The sequence below is a fragment of the Micromonospora sp. NPDC000442 genome, assembly GCF_042898635.1.
Lineage (GTDB): Bacteria > Actinomycetota > Actinomycetes > Mycobacteriales > Micromonosporaceae > Micromonospora.
The window spans coordinates 262,936-281,012 of the sequence record NZ_JBIAYZ010000007.1 but is presented as its reverse complement, the minus strand read 5'-3'; the positions used below and the strand labels follow the sequence as shown (position 1 = coordinate 281,012).

At 71.9% G+C, this 18,077-nt stretch carries 14 protein-coding genes; 6 read left to right on the top strand and 8 right to left on the bottom strand.

All coding sequences use genetic code 11. The features are described from left to right. Window positions 1-3: 3 nt before the first annotated feature. Entirely contained in the window at window positions 4-519 is a 516-nt protein-coding gene (locus tag ACFY2A_RS14270) for a MarR family transcriptional regulator (protein ID WP_363924994.1), read from the bottom strand. A gap of 169 nt (window positions 520-688) precedes the next feature. Between ACFY2A_RS14270 and ACFY2A_RS14265 the strand changes: the two genes are divergently transcribed. Then, a complete protein-coding gene (locus tag ACFY2A_RS14265) occupies window positions 689-2,818 on the top strand; it encodes an MMPL family transporter (protein ID WP_387171635.1) in 2,130 nt (709 codons plus the stop codon). Here the strand turns inward: ACFY2A_RS14265 and ACFY2A_RS14260 are convergent. Next, window positions 2,764-3,654 carry a transglycosylase SLT domain-containing protein gene (locus ACFY2A_RS14260; protein ID WP_387171633.1) on the bottom strand — a complete coding sequence of 297 codons (891 nt, stop codon included), beginning with the start codon at window positions 3,652-3,654 and terminating at the stop codon, window positions 2,764-2,766. The genes ACFY2A_RS14265 and ACFY2A_RS14260 overlap by 55 nt on opposite strands. A gap of 98 nt (window positions 3,655-3,752) precedes the next feature. Beyond that, on the bottom strand, window positions 3,753-5,105 hold the full coding sequence (locus ACFY2A_RS14255; protein ID WP_387171631.1) for a DedA family protein: 1,353 nt from the start codon (window positions 5,103-5,105) through the stop codon (window positions 3,753-3,755). A 126-nt stretch (window positions 5,106-5,231) separates the two neighbouring features. Between ACFY2A_RS14255 and typA the strand changes: the two genes are divergently transcribed. Together typA and ACFY2A_RS14245 are read left to right on the top strand one after the other, a co-directional pair. Beyond that, complete coding sequence (gene typA / locus ACFY2A_RS14250) at window positions 5,232-7,100, top strand: translational GTPase TypA (RefSeq protein ID WP_363924952.1); 1,869 nt, start codon at window positions 5,232-5,234, stop codon at window positions 7,098-7,100. Between the two features lie 8 nt (window positions 7,101-7,108). Beyond that, window positions 7,109-8,011 (top strand): serine hydrolase, encoded by a 903-nt coding sequence (locus tag ACFY2A_RS14245; protein ID WP_387171628.1) that lies wholly within the window; start codon window positions 7,109-7,111, stop codon window positions 8,009-8,011. On the opposite strand, the gene ACFY2A_RS14240 is transcribed toward ACFY2A_RS14245, so the two are convergent. Beyond that, complete coding sequence (locus ACFY2A_RS14240; protein WP_387171626.1) at window positions 7,965-8,777, bottom strand: tyrosine-protein phosphatase; 813 nt, start codon at window positions 8,775-8,777, stop codon at window positions 7,965-7,967. The two genes, ACFY2A_RS14245 and ACFY2A_RS14240, sit on opposite strands and share 47 nt — an antisense overlap. A gap of 205 nt (window positions 8,778-8,982) precedes the next feature. Here ACFY2A_RS14240 and ACFY2A_RS14235 point away from each other — a divergent pair, with 205 nt between their 5' ends. Continuing rightward, the gene (locus ACFY2A_RS14235) at window positions 8,983-9,969 is read left to right on the top strand and encodes an NlpC/P60 family protein (RefSeq protein WP_387171624.1); all 987 of its coding nucleotides are present in this window, start codon (window positions 8,983-8,985) and stop codon (window positions 9,967-9,969) included. On the opposite strand, the gene ACFY2A_RS14230 is transcribed toward ACFY2A_RS14235, so the two are convergent. Next, window positions 9,920-10,918, bottom strand: coding sequence for a TerC family protein (locus ACFY2A_RS14230; RefSeq protein ID WP_363924956.1), 999 nt, complete (start codon window positions 10,916-10,918; stop codon window positions 9,920-9,922). The genes ACFY2A_RS14235 and ACFY2A_RS14230 overlap by 50 nt on opposite strands. A gap of 193 nt (window positions 10,919-11,111) precedes the next feature. Here ACFY2A_RS14230 and ACFY2A_RS14225 point away from each other — a divergent pair, with 193 nt between their 5' ends. Then, complete coding sequence (locus ACFY2A_RS14225; protein WP_387171622.1) at window positions 11,112-11,405, top strand: antibiotic biosynthesis monooxygenase family protein; 294 nt, start codon at window positions 11,112-11,114, stop codon at window positions 11,403-11,405. A gap of 167 nt (window positions 11,406-11,572) precedes the next feature. Here ACFY2A_RS14225 and ACFY2A_RS14220 read toward each other — a convergent pair whose 3' ends face one another. Continuing rightward, window positions 11,573-12,427 (bottom strand): helix-turn-helix domain-containing protein, encoded by an 855-nt coding sequence (locus ACFY2A_RS14220; RefSeq protein ID WP_387171620.1) that lies wholly within the window; start codon window positions 12,425-12,427, stop codon window positions 11,573-11,575. A gap of 110 nt (window positions 12,428-12,537) precedes the next feature. Next, on the bottom strand, window positions 12,538-14,646 hold the full coding sequence (gene uvrB, locus ACFY2A_RS14215) for an excinuclease ABC subunit UvrB (RefSeq protein WP_363924959.1): 2,109 nt from the start codon (window positions 14,644-14,646) through the stop codon (window positions 12,538-12,540). Between the two features lie 407 nt (window positions 14,647-15,053). Here uvrB and ACFY2A_RS14210 point away from each other — a divergent pair, with 407 nt between their 5' ends. Next, complete coding sequence (locus tag ACFY2A_RS14210) at window positions 15,054-16,787, top strand: hypothetical protein (RefSeq protein ID WP_387171618.1); 1,734 nt, start codon at window positions 15,054-15,056, stop codon at window positions 16,785-16,787. A gap of 49 nt (window positions 16,788-16,836) precedes the next feature. Here the strand turns inward: ACFY2A_RS14210 and coaE are convergent, their stop codons facing one another. Continuing rightward, window positions 16,837-18,018 (bottom strand): dephospho-CoA kinase, encoded by a 1,182-nt coding sequence (gene coaE, locus ACFY2A_RS14205; RefSeq protein ID WP_387171616.1) that lies wholly within the window; start codon window positions 18,016-18,018, stop codon window positions 16,837-16,839. Between the last annotated feature and the right edge of the window lie 59 nt (window positions 18,019-18,077).

Below are 18,077 nucleotides of genomic sequence, written 5' to 3'. Positions count from 1 at the left end.
GACTCACTCCGCCCGACGCCGGTGCGGCTCGGTCCGGGCGGCACGGACCTCGTCCCGGTGCTCCCTCAGCGAGGCTCCCATCGCCGTCATGAACCGGTACACCACCTCCAGCTCATCGTCACGGAAGCCGGCCATCACCCGGTCGGTGCGTTCGCCCAGCGGCCGGAAGAAGCCCATCGCCAGCTCGGCGCCGCGTTGGGCGTAGCGCAGCAGCACCTTGCGTCGGTCCGTGGTGTCCCGGTCCCGTCGCAGATGCCCGGCGCGTTCGAGCCGGTCGATCAGGGCGGTGACCGAGCCGGAGGAGAGCCCGAGGTGTTCGCCGAGCCGACCCGGCGTGATCGGGTCGCCGAGCAGCTCGGCGTCCATCACAGCGATCAGTGCCTGCAGGTCGGTGGCGTTGAGCCCGTGCTGGTTGGCGAAGGCGTGCCCGACGTGCTGCGCGTCCACGCCGTAGCGCCGCAGCTCAGCCGTGATCTCGGCGATCAACACGTCCCGGCGCGTGTCGCGCCGGCGGTACATACCGTGAGCTGCCACGTCCCGCCGCTTCCTCCCGACGTCCCGGGTTCGCAGCATAACCGAGAGAGACCCTCGTCTCGGTCGCCGAGATTCTCTGCCGCCGAGCAGTTGCAGCACCTTTCTTGATAGGCGAAAATCTCGACTGTCTAGATACTTTCGGCTGGGGGTCCTGATGTCCGTGTTCACCCGCGTGGCGGGCGGTCGCCTCAACGCCTGGTTCACTATCCTCGCGGCGCTGGCCGTGGGCGCGGCCGTCTTCTGGTTGCCCATCCCCGACAACCCGGCACCCGTCTCCGCCACCGGCCTGTCCGACCGCTGGCAGTCCACCCAGGTCGAGCGGTTGCAGGACGACCTGCCCGCCAGCGACGTCCAGCCGGCCATCGTGGTGGTCACCCGTGACGATCGCGCCCCGCTGACCGACGGCGACCGCGCCGCCGTCACCACCGGCACCGACGCCCTCGGCGGGTTCGCCGCCGGCGGTCAGGTCGCGCCGCCGCAACTGTCCCCCGACGGCACCGTGGCCCTGGTCGCCGTGCCCCTGAGCACCGGGGGCGGTCAGGAAGCGGTGGCCGCCGCCGTCGCCGAGATCCGCGAGGCGCTGACGGCACTACCGGCCGAGCTGACCGTCCAGGTGACCGGCGCACCGGCCTTCACCGCCGACCTCACCAAGGTCTTCGAGGGCGCCGACACCACCCTGCTCGCCGTCACCGCCGCGGTGGTCGCGCTACTGCTGCTCGTCACCTACCGCAGCCCGCTGCTGTGGATGGTGCCCCTGGCCGTCGTGGCCGCCACCGAACAGGTCGCCCTGCGCGCCCTCGACACGGTCATCCCCGCCGTCGGCATCAACTTCGCCGGTGGCGCCGTGAGCGGTATCGCCAGCGTCCTCGTCTTCGGCGCCGCCACCAACTACGCCCTGCTGCTGATCGCCCGCTACCGGGAGGAACTGCGCCGCGAGGCGGACCGCTTCGCCGCCATGCGTGCCGCGCTGCGCCGCACCGCCGAACCGATCCTCGCCAGCGGCGGCACCGTCATGCTCGGGGTGCTTACCCTGCTGCTCAGCGAGCGGGAACTCAACCGGGCCCTCGCGGTCGCCTGCGCCACCGGCATCCTCCTGGCCATGGCATCGGCCCTGCTCGTGCTGCCGGCCGCGCTGGTGCTGCTCGGGCGACGCCTGTTCTGGCCGTTCGTACCGCACGTCGGCAGCGAAGGTCGGGAGGGCCGGATCTGGGGCCGGCTCGGCGCCGCCGTGATCCGTCGCCCGGTGCCCGTCGCGGCCCTGGCCACGCTGCTGCTGGCCGCACTCGCCCTGGGCGGCCTCGGCCTGCGGACCGGGCTGTCGGAGACCGAGCAGTTCCGGGTAGAGCCCGAAGCGGTCGCCGGGGCGGAGACCCTTGCCGGCGCCTTCCCCGCCGGCACCACCCAGCCGGTCGCGGTGATGACCCGACCCGACACCGTACCGGCGGTCACCGCGGCCGCCGCCGAGGTGCCCGGGGTCGCCTCCGCCCGTCCCGGCACCGCCGGCCCCACCGTCGCCCAGGTCGACGTGGTGCTCGACGCCGAGCCGGGCACCACCGACTCCGACCGGACGTTGGAAGCCCTGCGGGACGCGGTCGCCGCCGTACCCGACTCCGCACCACCCGCCCCCGCGGGCGGCGACACCCCGACCAGCGCCATCGTCGGCGGCACGGTTGCCGGCACGTACGACGCGGCGGCGGCCGACGCCGAGGACCTACGCGTCATCCTGCCGCTGATCCTGCTGCTGGTCGGCGCGGTGCTGGTCCTGCTGCTGCGCGGCCTGCTAGCCCCGGTGCTGCTCGTGGTCACCGTCGTCGCGTCGTACTTCGCCAGCCTCGGCGGCGCCTGGCTGCTCTTCGACCACGTGCTCGGCTTCCCCGCGCTGGACACCACCGTGCCGCTGCTCGCCTTCGTCTTCCTGGTGGCGCTCGGTGTGGACTACAACATCTTCCTGGTCACCCGCGCCCGCGAGGACGCCCGCACCGTCGGCACCCGCGAGGGCATGCTCTCCGCGCTGCGGGTCACCGGCGGCGTCATCACCAGCGCCGGCATCCTGCTCGCCGCCGTCTTCGCCGTCCTCGGCGTGCTACCGCTGATCACCCTGACCCAGATCGGGATCATCGTCTGCCTCGGTGTGCTGCTGGACACCCTGCTGGTCCGCACGGTCGTCGTCCCGGCCCTGGCGTTCCTGCTCGGGGAGCGCTTCTGGTGGCCCGGCCGGGTCGGCGACGGTCAGAAATCCAGGCAGACGCACTCCGTCATCAACGCCCGGACGTTGCGCACATAGCTCGGGTTGGGGATGTTCAGCGGCTTACCCTCCGGGGCCACCGCCCCATGCCCGTAGTTGTACGCGGCGATGACCGCGTTCAACAGGCACGAGTCAAGCTCGGCGGTGCACAGGTCGGCGTCGAGCTGGTAGTCGGCGTCGAAGTACATGTCGCCGATGTACTTGGTCAGCCAGGCCAGGTAGGTGCCGCCGAGGTAGGCGTTGTCCTGGTAGTCCCACACGTCGTAGCTCTGCCCGAAGCGCTGGTTCATCCAGGACGCGGTCTCCGGCATCACCTGCATCAGGCCGATGCCCTCGTCGCAGGCGACGATGTTGGACTGCCAGCCGCTCTCCTGCCACGCCGTCGCCTTGATCAGGCTCAACGGGACGCGGATCTTCGGGGCCGACGTCGGCCAGTACGTCCGCCCGGCCGCCTCGGTCAACGCCGACTTGACCTGCGCACGGCTGGCTTGATCGCCCTTGTAGCTGGGCTTGCAGTCGCTTGAGGGCGGCTTCGGCGGATCCGGCGGCACCTCCGTCTCCGTCGGCGGCTTCGGCACCGTCCGGGGGGCGGTGGCCGTGGCTCGCTTCGGCTTCGGGCTCCGCTTCGTCGCCGACGGTGACGCGCTGGCGCTGGGAGTGGCCTTCGGCGCGGCCCCCATCGACTCCACCGCCGACGGTGTCGCCGACGCGTCCTCCCCGCGGGGCTCCCCCGAGGCGTCCGGCAACTCCTCCGGCAGAGCGACCGGAGCCGGCACCTCCGCCGCGGGACTGTCCACCTTGGCACATCCACCGCCGGTCAGCAGCAGCGTCGCGGCGACCACCGCAACACCCCACCGTGCGACGCTGCGTCCCATGTCGACCTCCTCCGGCCGTGACGAACCCGCCGCACACTAACAGCTACCGCCCGTCGCGCGTGGCCCCGCGATCCCCGCCCGGATCACGGCGCCGGCCCTCACCCGGCGGCGGCACCACCGCCGGCCACCGCCCGGTCCCGGGTGGCCCAGGCGACCATGAACACCGCCGTCCAGGCGGCGCCGAGCAGCACCGCGCCGACCGTGCCGCTTGCCGTGCTCAGCCCCAGGTACAGCCGGGCACCACCGATGGTGACCACACCGGCCGCCGCCACGGTCCACGCGGCCACCGCCACCGGCCACCGGGCACCCCGCGACAACAGCCACGCCAGCGTGCACAGGCTCGCCGTCACCACCACGCTCTGGGTGGAGAACAGCACCACCCGCCCACCGGCGGCCAGATCCGCCACGGCCGCCAGCACCACCAGCGGCACGAACGCACCGACCGTGCCGACCACACTCAGCAGATCCGCCCGCCACGGCCGCTGCCGCCAGGCCTGCACCAGGGCAACCACCGCCACCATCACGATCAGCGACGAGCCACGCAGCAGCGACACCGCCGCCTCGGTCGCCTCCACCGCGTCGGGCGTACGCCGCGCCGCGAACCAGCTCGCGATCACCCCGTCGACCAGGGCCAACCCGCTGTGCCGGACCACCACCCGCAGGACCCACGCGATCACCAGCGCCACCACGAACAGCAGCACCACCCCGGCCGCCAGGTTCGCCAGCAACGCCCACGCCGGCCCGAGACGCAGGCTCAGCAGGAAGAACAGCAGCCCGTAGCGGGCCGACAGCCACCGCAGCGGCGGCAGCCGGGCCGCCCGGGTCAGCAACGCCCGCGCCGGATCGGGGTTCCGACCCAGCCACCGACCGGCCAGCACCACCGCGACCAACGCGGCCACCAGCACCAGCACCGCTCCGGTGGCCCGGCCCAACAACCGGGAGACCGTCTCGTACGACTCTCCGGCCAGATGCCCGACCAGCACCGAGGCACCCACCCAGGTGATCACCCCGGCCAGGTTCCACGGCGCGAACCGGCGGTACGGCATACCGGCCGCACCGGCCAGCCGGGGCACCAGCGTGCGGGCGAACGCCACCCAGCGGGCGGTCAGCACACCTCGCCCACCCATCCGGTCGAGCATCGAGTCGGCACGGGCCCACCGCTGCGACCCTACCCGGGCGCCCCACCTGCTGGCCCGCAGCCGGGGCCCGTAGCGCCGGCCGGCGCGGAACGCCAAGGCGTCCCCCAACGCGGCGGCGGCGATCATCACCAGCAGCGCCGGACCGAGCCGCAACGTGCCGGTGTACGTGAGGAAGCCCACCAGCAGCAGGGTCGCCTCACCGGGCGCGACCAGCCCGATGATCAGTGCCGTCTCGGCGGCCACGACCAGCGCCGCCACCACGTAGATCAGCCCTGGTGGCAGGCTCTGCACCGAACTGAGCAGATCGTGCACGGCGCCCCCGGATCACCTCGGCAGAACTGCCCTGCAAGTGTGACAGTGCTCTCCGCCACCGCGTGGCCCCCCGCTCCGGTGACCCCGACGCCACGCGGCTACCGCGCAGGCGGGAGGATGGAGCTCATGCAGCTTCGCACGGACCTCCGCAACGTCGCCATCATCGCTCACGTCGACCACGGCAAGACCACCCTGGTCGACGCCATGCTGCGGCAGTCCGGCGCCTACGGCGCCCGGGGCGAGGTGACCGAGCGGGTGATGGACTCGATGGACCTGGAACGGGAGAAGGGCATCACCATCCTGGCCAAGAACACCGGCGTGCGCTACCTGCCCGCCGACGGTTCGGACCCGGTCACCATCAACATCATCGACACCCCCGGTCACGCCGACTTCGGCGGCGAGGTGGAGCGTGGCCTGACCATGGTCGACGGGGTGGTGCTGCTGGTGGACGCCAGCGAAGGGCCGCTGCCGCAGACCCGGTTCGTGCTCCGCAAGGCACTCAAGGCCCGTATGCCGATCATCCTGGTGATCAACAAGGTGGACCGCCCGGACGCCCGGATCAAGGAGGTCGTCGACGACACCTACGAGCTCTTCCTCGACCTCGACGCCGACGAGGAGCAGATCGACTTCCCGATCGTCTACGCCTGCGCCCGCGACGGCATCGCCTCACTGACCCAACCGGCCGACGGTTCGGTGCCGGACGACAGCCACAGCCTGGAGCCGCTGTTCCGCACCCTGCTGGACACCATCCCGCCGCCCGCGTACGACGAGGAGGCCCCGCTCCAGGCGCACGTCACCAACCTCGACGCCTCCCCGTTCCTCGGCCGCCTCGCGCTGTGCCGGGTACGCCAGGGCAGAATCGCCAAGGGCCAGAGCGTGGCCTGGTGCCGCACCGACGGCAGCACCCAGCGGGTCCGCATCTCCGAGCTGCTGATGACCGAAGGCCTGGAGCGCAAGCCCGCCGACAGCGCCGGCCCGGGCGACATCATCGCGGTCGCCGGCATCCCCGAGATCATGATCGGCGAAACTCTCGCCGACGCGGAGAACCCGATCCCGCTGCCGCTGATCACCGTCGACGAGCCGGCGATCTCCATGACCATCGGCACCAACAACTCGCCCCTGGTCGGCCGGGTCAAGGGCGCCAAGGTCACCGCCCGGATGGTCAAGGACCGCCTCGACAAGGAACTCGTCGGCAACGTGTCCCTGCGGGTACTGCCCACCGAGCGTCCCGACGCCTGGGAGGTGCAGGGCCGTGGTGAGCTGGCCCTGGCGATCCTGGTCGAGCAGATGCGCCGCGAGTCGTTCGAACTGACCGTCGGCAAGCCGCAGGTCGTCACCCGGGAGATCGACGGACGGACCTGCGAGCCGGTGGAACGACTCACCATCGACGCGCCGGACGAGTACCTCGGCGCGATCACCCAGCTGCTGGCCACCCGCAAGGGCCGGATGGAGCAACTGGTCAACCACGGCACCGGCTGGATCCGGATGGAGTGGCTGGTCCCCGCCCGCGGTCTGATCGGCTTCCGCACCGAGTTCCTCACCGAGACCCGGGGCACCGGCATCCTGCACCACGTCTTCGAGTCGTACGAGCCGTGGTTCGGCGAGCTGCGCACCCGCAACAACGGCTCCCTGGTCGCCGACCGCTCCGGCAGCGTCACCGCGTTCGCGATGACCAACCTCCAGGAGCGCGGCCAGCTATTCGTCGAGCCCGGCACCGAGGTGTACGAGGGCATGATCGTCGGTGAGAACTCCCGCTCCGACGACATGGACGTCAACATCACCAAGGAGAAGAAGCTCACAAACATGCGCTCGTCGACCGCCGACGAGACCGAGAAGCTGATCCCGCCGCGCAAGCTGTCGCTGGAGCAGGCACTGGAGTTCTGCCGCGAGGACGAATGCGTCGAGGTCACCCCGGCCGCCGTCCGCATCCGCAAGGTCGTGCTCGACCAGACCCAGCGGGCCCGCACCGCCGCCCGCCGCAAGCACGCCGGCTGAGCCGATCGATGGCCGCAGCCGACCTCCACGCGCGGCTGGACCGGGAGCCCGGCACGATCTCGGTGTACGCGGGGCCCCTCGGTGCCCCGCCCACCTGGACCCGGCACGCCGAGGCCACCCACTACGCGGCGAGCACGATGAAACTGGCCGTGCTCGCCGCGCTGCACCGCGCCGCCGAGGCCGGCCACCTCGACCCGGACGCCCCGATCGAGGTCGTCAACCGGTTCACCTCCGCCCGACCGGACGCCCCGCCGTACTCCTGCCGCCGCGCGTACGACAACGACGAGGCCGTGTGGGACCGCCTGGACGGGCGGGCGTCGCTGCGCTGGCTCGCCGAACGGATGATCGTCCGCTCCAGCAACCTCGCCACCAACCTGGTCATCGAACACGTCGGACTACCCGCGGTGGCCGAGGTCTGGCGGCTGGCCGGCGCCCGGCGCAGCGTCACCGGGCGCGGCATCGAGGACTTCGCCGCCCGTACGGCCCAGATCACCAATGTGGTCACCGCCGCCGACCTGGCCGCGCTGCTCGGCGCCGTCGCCACCGGCGCCACCCGCCCCGGCCCGATCGCCTCACCGGCCGGCTGCGCCGCCATGCTGGACGTGCTCTGCGCCCAGCAGATCCGCCAGGACATCGCCGAAGGGCTGCCCGCCGGCATCCGACTCGCCCACAAGAACGGCTGGGTACGCGGCGTACGACACGGCGCGGCGGTGGTATACCCCGCCGACGCCGCGCCCTACCTGCTCGTCGTCTGCACCACCGTCGGCGACGACCAGACCGACGCCCGGGCCGACGTCGACGCCAACCAGTTGGTGGCCGACATCTCCCGCGCCGTGTGGCAGGCCCGCCACGACCTCAGCACGCTCAGTCCAACAGGTTCGCCCGCAGCGCCGCCACCGTCTCCTCGGTGATCCCCAGGCCGTCGCGCAGGTACGCCCCGAACGACCCATGCACCTGCCGCACCTGGGCGAACGCGGCGTCGAGGTACTCCGGGCGGACCTCCAGCACCGGCCGGACCGCCGTCTCGTCGAGCCCTGGGTGGCGCTGCCGCATCGCCTCGACGAGCACCTCGCGCAGGCTCTCCGTAAGCGGGTTGTGGGCCAGGTAGTCGGCTCGGATCGCGGCCTCGTCCACTCCGAGGGCGTGCAGCAGCACCACGGTCAGCCAACCGGTGCGGTCCTTGCCCGCCGAGCAGTGGTAGACCAACGGGAGATTACGTTCCTCGGCCGCCAACCGGACCGCCGCGCTGAACCCCTCCCGAGCCGAGGCTCCGGTGACGAACCAGCGGTAGATCGCCGCCATCGCCGCCGGTGTCCCCTGCCGCGCCAGCTCCGCGTACTCGCTCAGGTCGTGGCCGAGCAGCACCGCCGAGACGTACGTGAAGACCGGATGCGCCGGGTCGTGCACCGGCAGGTGCACCACGGTCGGCTCGCCGGTCAGCCGGTCCGGCGGCGCCACCGACACCTCGGACTGGGCTCGAAGATCCACCACACAGGCCGGTTCGAGCTTCGCCAACACCGGCAGGTCCTCGTCGGTCAACCGACCCAACGCCGGCGTACGGATCAGTCGTCCGGGTCGTACCCGCCGGCCGCCGACGCCGATCAGGCCACCGAGGTCCCGCGCGTTGGGTGCGCCGACGAGTGTCCAGCCCGATCCGCTCGCTCGCTCACTGATCATGTCGCCCCCTCGCATACAGGGTGCCGTACCCGATGATCCTCGCGACAGGCACCCACCGCGCGATCGCGGCGGCGGGTGCAACCCGCCGCGCCCCGCCCCGGTCTCGGCGCCACCGGAACGGTCGCCGTAAAAATCCAGACTGACGAATTGATGGGCAGGGCGGTTCGCCCTATGGTCCGAGCAACGGGGGTGCGACCGACCGGGGGTGATCGTGCAGCAGGGCACCGAGGCGGTGGTCCGAGTCGCCGTCGCCGCCCTGTGGAGTTCCCCCGACGCGGTCCGGCCGGTGGACGCCCCGGCGCTCGGCTCACCCGCCGACGTCGGGGCGTGGGTCGCCGGTCTGGCCGCCGCCCGGCAGGTCGGTGACGCGGTCCTCAGTCAACTGCTGCTCGGCGAGCGGGTGCTGGTGACCGAGGTCCGGCCGGACGGCTGGGCGCACGTGGTAGCGGTCGACCAGCCCTCGGCCCGACTCGACGCGCGTGGCTACCCGGGCTGGCTGCCGGTCGCGCAGCTGACCTCGGCCGCCACGGATGCCGACGCCATGGCGCGGGTGGTCGTCGACGTCGCCGTCACCGCCCTGCACACCACTGCCGGTGGCCCGGTCGCCGTACCGGGAGTCGTCCTCGGCACCCGGCTCGCCGGAGCCGGTGACCCGGTCGACGGGTGGCAGCCGGTCCATGCCCCCGGGCAACCCGGGCCGCTGTGGTTGCCGGCGGCTCACGTGGTCGCTACCCCGACCGCACCTCCCACGGCCGAGCAGGTGCTGGCCGTGGCGACCCGGCTGCTCGACGTCGACTACCTCTGGGGCGGCCTGTCCGCGTACGGCATCGACTGTTCCGGGCTGGTGCACCTGGTCTGGCGCCGGCTCGGTGTGCTGGTCCCCCGCGACGCCAGCGACCAGGCCACCGCGGCCCGGCGGCTGGAGTTGGGGGCCGAGCGGGTCGGCGACCTGTACAGCTTCGCCCGGCCTGGTCAGCGGATCCACCACATCGGCATCGTCACCGCCGCTCGACCCGGGCGCGAGGAGCGGCGCATGCTGCACGCCTGCTACCGGCACCGGCGGGTGCTGGAAGAGCGGCTCTCCGTCGAGCGCAACGCCACCCTGCTCGGTGCCCACCGACTCGAAGCCGACCCGGTGCGGCTCAACGACGGGACGCGGTCAGCTCGCGTCGCCGGTCCCGCGAGGACCTGACCAGGCTCGCCGCCGTGGCCACCGCCAGGGTGCCCAGGATGATCAGCAGCGACAGCCAGATCGGAATGTGCGGCGCCCAGCCGACGTGTTCGCCGCCGTTGATGAATGACAGATTGTTCTCCGCCAGTGCCTCCAGGATCAGCTTGACCCCGATGAAGCCGAGCACCACCGCGAGCCCGTGGCTCAGGTAGATCAACCGGTCGAGCAGCCCACCGAGCAGGAAGTAGAGCTGCCGCAGCCCCATCAGCGCGAACACGTTGGCGGTGAAGACGAGGTACGGCTCCTGGGTGATCCCGAAGATCGCCGGAATCGAGTCGAGAGCGAAGATCAGATCGGTGGTACCGATGGCGATCATGACGATCAGCATCGGCGTGAACATCTGTCGGCCGTTCTCCCGTACGGTCAGCCGGGCACCGTCGTAGCCCCGCGAGATGGGCAGCGCCCGCCGGCTCCAGCGGATGAGGACGTTCTCGGTGAACTCCTCCTCGCTCGACTCACCCTGCCGGGCCAGGTTGATCGCGGTGTAGATCAGGAACGCCCCGAAGATGTAGAAGACCCAGGTGAACTGCGAGATCAGGGCCGCGCCCGCGGCGATGAAACCACCCCGCATGACGAGCGCGAGAACGATGCCGACGAGCAGCACCTTCTGCTGGTACTGCCGGGGCACCGCGAAGCGGGCCATGATGATCACGAAGACGAAGAGGTTGTCCACCGAGAGGCTGTACTCGGTCAGCCAGCCGGTGTAGAACTGCCCCGCCACGCTCGCTCCGGCGGCGAGCCAGAGCCCGCCGCCGAACAGCAGGGCCAACCCGACGTAGAAGGCGACCCAGAGGCTCGACTCCCGCACGCTCGGCTCGTGCGGGCGGCGCCCGATGATGAGCAGGTCCACCACGAGGACCGTGGTCAGGGCCGCGAGTGTCGCCGCCCACACCAGTCCGGACACGTTCACAGTCTCATTCCTCCGGCCGCCACTCAGCAACCGGCACACGGTACGCCTTCGGGGGCGTGACGGCCGCCCCACCCTCTCTGGGCATCCTAGGAGGATGGGTTACCGGGGTGGGAGATGGCCCGACGTGGGCGGCAGCGGACGGAAGAACCAACCGGCCGGCACGGGTCCGGCAACGATGTGGCAGGCTGCCGGCATGGTCCTTGAGGTTGCGCTCATCGATGTCATCCCCGGCCACGAGGAGGCGTTCGCCGCCGCGTACGCCCAGGGGCACCCGTTGCTCGCCGGCACACCCGGCTGCCGCTCGGTCCGCATGACCCGGGGCCTGGAGTCGCCCTCCCGCTTCGTGCTGCTGGTCGAGTGGGACACGGTCGAGGCGCACGAGGAGAACTTCCGGGCCACGGAGCGTTTCGTCGGGTGGCGGGAGTTGATCGGCCCGCACTTCGCCACGCCGCCGCGGGTCGAGCATTTCGTCGACGTACCCGCCTGACCGACGCCGGATCACCACGCACCGAACCGAGAAAGTGTCAGACCGTCCACCTATCGTGCGTCTCGCGTCGGTGCCGGCCCCGACGGCTTCGGGGGCGCCGGGTCCGGTGCCGACGCGACAACCGTGGGCGAGCCTGCCAGCCCCTGACGGACGGCAGGCTCAGTCCGTCACCCGTCGAGCCGGCGGGACAGCAGCCGCACCGTCTCCTCCTCCGGCAACGCCGTCTCCAGCAGGCAGTCGGTCATCCGTTCGTACCGGTCGACGTCGGTCGCGGTGGTCAGCCGCACATCCGTGGTCAGCGCCTCAAGCATCACCGTGCGCGGGTCCGCCGGGTCCGGGAAGGAGTAACAGGAGAACGGGGTCAGCGGCAGCGGGCGCCGGCCCGCACCCACCTGCAGCAGCCGGATCGTCACATGCGGCAGGGCGGCCAGTTCGAGCAGGTGCCCCACCTGCTCGCGCCACACCTCCACCGGGTCGTCCCCCGGTTCGCAGGCCAACTCGGTGACCAACGCCGTGTAGCGGGGCGGTTCGACCCGGCGCAGCACCGCCTGCCGGGCGGCCCGGGCCCGCAGGTCGGCCTCCACGTCCACCGTCGGGTCGAGGAGCTGACCGGCGACGATGCGCAGCCGGGCGTACGCCGGGGTCTGTAGCAGACCGGGCACGATCGCCGGCTGGTACTCCACGATGCCCGCCGCCCCGGCTTCGAGTTCGGCGTACGTACGCTGCCGCTCACCCATCTCACCCAGCGACTTCCACCAGCCCCGGCTGGTCGCCGCGTCCCGGGCGATGACGATCAGGGCGTCGCGCTGCAGCGACGGCACCTCGTAGACGTCGAGCAGATCGAGCACGTCGGCCAGGTCGGGACGGCTCTGCCCCAGCTCGATGCGGGACAGCTTGGAGGTGGACGCCCAACCGAGTCGCTCACACACCTGTTCCAGCGTCAGCGCCTCCCGTCGGCGTAGCTGACGCAACTCGGCGCCCAGTCGCGCACGTCGAATGACCGGACTCGTTGGCAACGGCATCCCTGCCTCCCCACCGAGGGAGAGTACGCACGGCGATCACTTAGCGCAATAGGACGCTCGCATTCCGCTATTCTCCCACCGTAGGAAGTGGATGGTCCGTCCGGCGGCACCTACCGCACGCCGGCGGCGTCCATCCCCCGCAACTCCTTCTTCAGGTCGGCGACCTCGTCGCGGATCCGGGCGGCCAACTCGAACTGCAACTCGCGTGCGGCCGCCAGCATCTGGTCGTTCAGCTCCTGGATGAGCTGCGCCAACTCGGCCCGCGCCATGCCCTCGCGGGCCGGGGTGGCCGCGCCGCCCCGAGCCCGGCTGCGGGTCTCCTTGACCGGCGCCTTGCCGCGCGACAGCTGCCGCACCGCACCGCCGACCCGCGTCGCCTCGGTGTCCTCCGCCTCACGGTAGATGTCGTCGAGAATGTCGTGGATCTTCTTGCGCAGCGGCTCCGGGCTGATGCCGTGCGCCTCGTTGTGGGCGATCTGCTTGGCCCGCCGCCGGTTCGTCTCCTCGATCGCGTCCGCCATCGACGGGGTGACCTTGTCGGCGTACATGTGCACCTGGCCGGAGACGTTACGGGCCGCCCGACCGATGGTCTGGATCAACGACCGGCCGCTGCGCAGGAAACCTTCCTTGTCCGCGTCCAGGATCGCCACCAGTGACACCTCGGGCAGGTCGAGGCCCTCGCGCAGCAGGTTGATGCCGACCAGCACGTCGTAGTCACCACGACGCAACTCGCGCAGCAGCTCCACCCGGCGCAGCGTGTCGACCTCGGAGTGCAGGTAACGCACCCGGATGCCGTTCTCCAGGAGATAGTCGGACAGATCCTCGGCCATCTTCTTGGTCAGCGTGGTGACCAGCACCCGCTCGTCGCGCTCGGTACGCAGCTTGATCTCGTGCATCAGGTCGTCGATCTGGCCCTTCGTGGGCTTGACGACCACCTCCGGGTCGACCAGGCCCGTCGGGCGGATCACCTGCTCCACGAACTCGCCCTGCGCGTGCTCCAACTCCCACGGGCCGGGGGTCGCCGACAGGAAGACCATCTGGCCGACCCGCTCCAGGAACTCGTCGAACCGCAGCGGCCGGTTGTCGGCGGCGCTGGGCAACCGGAACCCGTGGTCGATGAGCATCCGCTTGCGCGACGCGTCCCCCTCGTACATGCCGCCGATCTGGGGAATCGTCACGTGCGACTCGTCGACGACGGTGAGGAAGTCGTCGGGGAAATAGTCCAGCAGGCAGTGCGGCGGGCTGCCGGGCAGCCGGCCGTCGATGTGCATCGAGTAGTTCTCGATGCCCGAGCAGAAGCCCACCTGCCGCATCATCTCGATGTCGTACGTGGTGCGCATCCGCAGCCGCTGCGCCTCCAGCAGCTTGCCCTGCCCTTCCAACTCGGCCAGCCGCTCGCCCAACTCCGTCTCGATGTCCCGGACCGCCCGTTCCATCCGCTCCGGGCCGGCCGCATAGTGCGTCGCCGGGAAGATCAGCAGATGGTCCACCTCACGCACCACGTCACCGGTCAACGGGTTGAGGTAGTAGAGCTTCTCCACCTCGTCACCGAAGAGCTCGATGCGCACGGCGAGTTCCTCGTACGCCGGAATGATCTCCAGCGTGTCGCCGCGGACCCGGAAGGTGCCGCGCTGGAAGGCCATGTCGTTGCGGGTGTACTGGATGTCGACCAGGCGGCGCAGCAGTTGGTCCCGGTCCAGTTCCTGGCCGACGGCCACCCGTACCGCGCGGTCGAGGTATTCCTCCGGAGTGCCCAGCCCGTAGATCGCCGAGACGGTCGCGACCACCACCACGTCGCGCCGGGTGAGCAGCGACATCGTCGCCGAGTGCCGCAGCCGCTCGACCTCCTCGTTGATCGAGGAGTCCTTCTCGATGTACGTGTCGGTCTGCGGGATGTACGCCTCGGGCTGGTAGTAGTCGTAGTACGAGACGAAGTACTCCACCGCGTTGTCCGGCAGCAGCTCGCTGAACTCCTTCGCCAGCTGGGCGCAGAGCGTCTTGTTGGGCGCCAGCACCAGCGTGGGACGTTGCAACCGCTCGACCAGCCAGGCGGTCGTGGCGCTCTTGCCGGTGCCGGTCGCGCCGAGCAGCACCGTGTGCCGGTCGCCGCGACGGACCCGCCGCTCCAGATCGTCGATCGCCGCCGGCTGGTCACCGGCCGGCTGAAAATCACTGATGACCTGGAAGCGGCCGTCGAGCCGGGGTATGTCGAGCGCCATGACGTCAACGGTACGCCGGGGCACCGACAGCAAACCCCCTTCCAGCCCTGGCCGCCCGACGGATCGCCAGGTCGGTGCCGATGGGCGCGCTGTTCGGACTCGGTGCGGCAGGCGGGACGCGTAGGCGGACCCCGCCCGGTACCGGGCGACTACGTGCGGCACCTGATCGGCTTCGATATTCGCATTGTGTGGTTCTTCTCACCCGGCTACGCTTTTCCTGTAGGCCGCTCGCGGCGGCCGACCGGGCCGGTGGCGGGCCGTACAGGCCACGCCGCCCCCGGCACCGAGGGTCGCAGCACCCGGCATGCCTGGCGTGCGCACCGGACGTGGTCGCGCGGATCGCGCTGACCGGCCGCCGCGAGCGCCCCTGCTCGTCACCCCGGCGTCTCCGAGCCGTTCATCCTCCTGTGGAGAACAGCTCACAACCGCCGTCCGACAACCGCCGCCGCGCACGTGACGACCTGCGCACCGATCCGAGCCGCCCCGACGGCCCGGCGAGCGGCGACAGCCCGGCCGGCGCCACCCGCACCGGCTCGGCACAGTCACCGACGGGCTGGAACGACCCGGCCGCCACCAGCCACGCCGGGCCGACGGGTCACGCCCGTACGCACAGCCGCCGGCACCGCGCGGTCAACCGCCGCCACCGCGCCGGCATCGCGCCACCCGCGGTCCTCGACCTGGGGGGCACCGAGACGGCCGGCCGGCCACCGCAGTCACGGCCGGGCATCCGCCGGGCCGTGGTCCCCGGCGGGCTGCTCGACCTGGCCGCCGGGAACCGCGCCGAGGAGGAGGATCTGGCCGGGGCCGGGGCCGGCGACACGCGGCGCGCGGCCAACCGCCGGCGCCGTCTCACCCTCGCCGGGCTGGCCCTCACCGCGGCGCTGTCCGCCGTGACGCTGGTGGCCACGCTGGTCAACTGGGCGCCGGACGGGCCGCCGCCACGGGACCTGACGACGGCTGAACGGGAACGTCTGGCCGTCATGCGGGTGACCAACTATCGCGAGCTGCGCGCCGGGTTGCATGTCACCGCCGGCGACGGTGCCGCCCGCACCGACCTGCTCGGCTGGGTCGACTGGGCCCGGGGGCTGACCTATCTCGACGTCGGTGGCCCGGGCGCGGGCGCGTCGCGCGGTCTGGCCCAGGCCACTCCCACCGTGTTGGTGATCAGACCCGACCCGACGGCGGTACCGACGCCGGCCATGCCGCCGCTGGTGCCCCCGGCCGACGGATGGCGGCTGCCCGCCGAGCGGGGGCTCGATCCGCTGCTCGGCCTGATCTTCGCGCTCGCCGCCGACCGACCCGAACCCGTGGACCGCTGGGTCGGCCGCTGGGTGGGCCGGGAATATCTCAACGGTGAGCCGGTCGACGTGCTGGAGGCGTCGACGTCGGCGAGCCACGTACCCGCCGGCGCCCCGGTCCGCTACTGGCTGGACCCGGCCGGCCGGCTGCACCGGGTACAGGCCGACCTCGCCGGAATCGGACCGGTCACGGTGGCCGTGAACCGGGCCGACCGACCGACGTTACGACCGGTCGAGGCGCTCGGCGGTCGACCCGGCCTGCCCCGCGCCCTGACCGCCGCCGAGCGGGACCGCTGGCGTCGGCTGCCGGCCCGCCTGCGCACCGTTGGCGGAGCGACGGCCACCCTGACCATGCCCGTCTCCGCCGCCACCAACCTGCGCGGCAGCGGCTGGCTGAGCTGGGCGTCGGGCAGCGCGTACCTCGGCGTCACCGACCTCGACGCGGACGGTCGACGCACCCTGGTCCGCCACCACGGTCGCAAGGTCACCCGGATCGACGGTGCAAGCGAGTCGGCGCGCCCGCCGCTGCCGCCACCGGCCGCCGGTTGGCGGGCGGGACCGCATCGCGCACAAGCTCTCGACCCGCTGGTGACCGCCGCGCTACGGGCCGCACAGCACAACGGCGTCCAGGGCAGCGCGCAACGGGTACGCGGCGACAGCCTCGCCGGCGCCACGGTCGACGTGGTGCAGGTCGACACCGCCCGAGGGCCGCTGCGCTACTGGGTAGATCGGTCCGGGCTGCTGCGCCGGCTGGAACTGCCGACGCGGGCAGGCGCCTGGGCGCAGCTCGACCTGGTTCCAGGCCGGGTGCCACGGCTGACGCCGCCGCCGCAGAAGCGCTGACCAAGCTGCCTGGTGTCCACCCCACGCGGCACCGGCGGACCATGCCGCCTCAGGGACGCCATCCGGTGCGCACGGCCCACTCCTCCGCCCGGAGGTGTTCCTCGTCGAACCACGGGTCCTTCGCCGTGGCGTACGCGCCGCTGTCCGGCGCGGACGCGGCCAGTTCCCGCTTGAGCAGCAGGTACGCGGACCGCTGGTCGGGATCGGCCCGCAGGTGATCGCGCATCAGCAGGGCGTACCGCCAGCCCGGCGAATCGGTCACCCGCACGTGCAGGTGGACCGGGCGCGCCGGGTCCGCGCTGCCGTGCAGCCGCTTTGCCCACCGACCGCCGCCGGCCGGTCGGGGACTGTCCCACCACTCGCCCGGCAACCGCGGGAAACCGGCGTCGGCCAGCCGCTCGGCCAACACACCGTCGGCATCGGCGAGGGAGGGCACGCTGAGCTGGATGTCGATGACGTCCTTGGCGGCCAGGCCGGCGACGGCGGTCGAACCGATGTGGTCGATCCGCAGGTCGGCCGGGGCGATGGCGTGCCGGATCCGGTCCGCCAGCCGGGCGTACTGTCTCGGCCAGGTCGGGTCGGGATCGGCCAGCCTGACCTGGTGCAGTCGCACCGCCCGCCGATGTCGCACGTTGGTCTCGAAGGGCACCAGCCGGTCGCCCCAGAGCGCGTCGACCGTCGCGTGCAGTTCGTCGAGGGTGCCCTCGTTTGTCAGCAGCACGTCGGCCACCGCCGCGCGGCGGGCGTCGTCGGCCTGGGCGGCGATCCGGCGCTGCGCCTCCGCCCGGCTCATCCCCCGGTCGCGGGCCAGCCGCGCCAACCGGATGTGCACCGCCGTCTGCACCACGACCACCAGGTGGTACGTCGGCGCCAGCCCCACCTCGGCCAGCAACGGGACATCGTTGACCACCACGGCGTCCGGCGCGGCGGCGGCGGTCAGTTCGACGGTACGGGCCCGGACCCGGCCGTGGATGATCGCCTCCAGTCGGCGTCGGGCCGGCTCGTCGGCGAAGACCAGATCAGCCAGGGCGGCCCGGTCCAGCGCCCCGTCGGCGTCCAGCACCCGGTCGGAGAAGGCGCCGACGACCTCGGCGAGACCCTCGGTGCCGGGTGCGACAACCTCCCGGGCGAGCTGATCGGCGTCGATGAGCACCGCGCCCCGCTCGACCAGCCGTCCTGCCACCGCGCTCTTGCCCGAACCGATCCCGCCGGTCAACCCCACCCTCAGCACGGCACCCAGTCAACCCGATCTTCGCCGGCGTGCCAACCGGCCGGTGCGGTGTCCGGGAC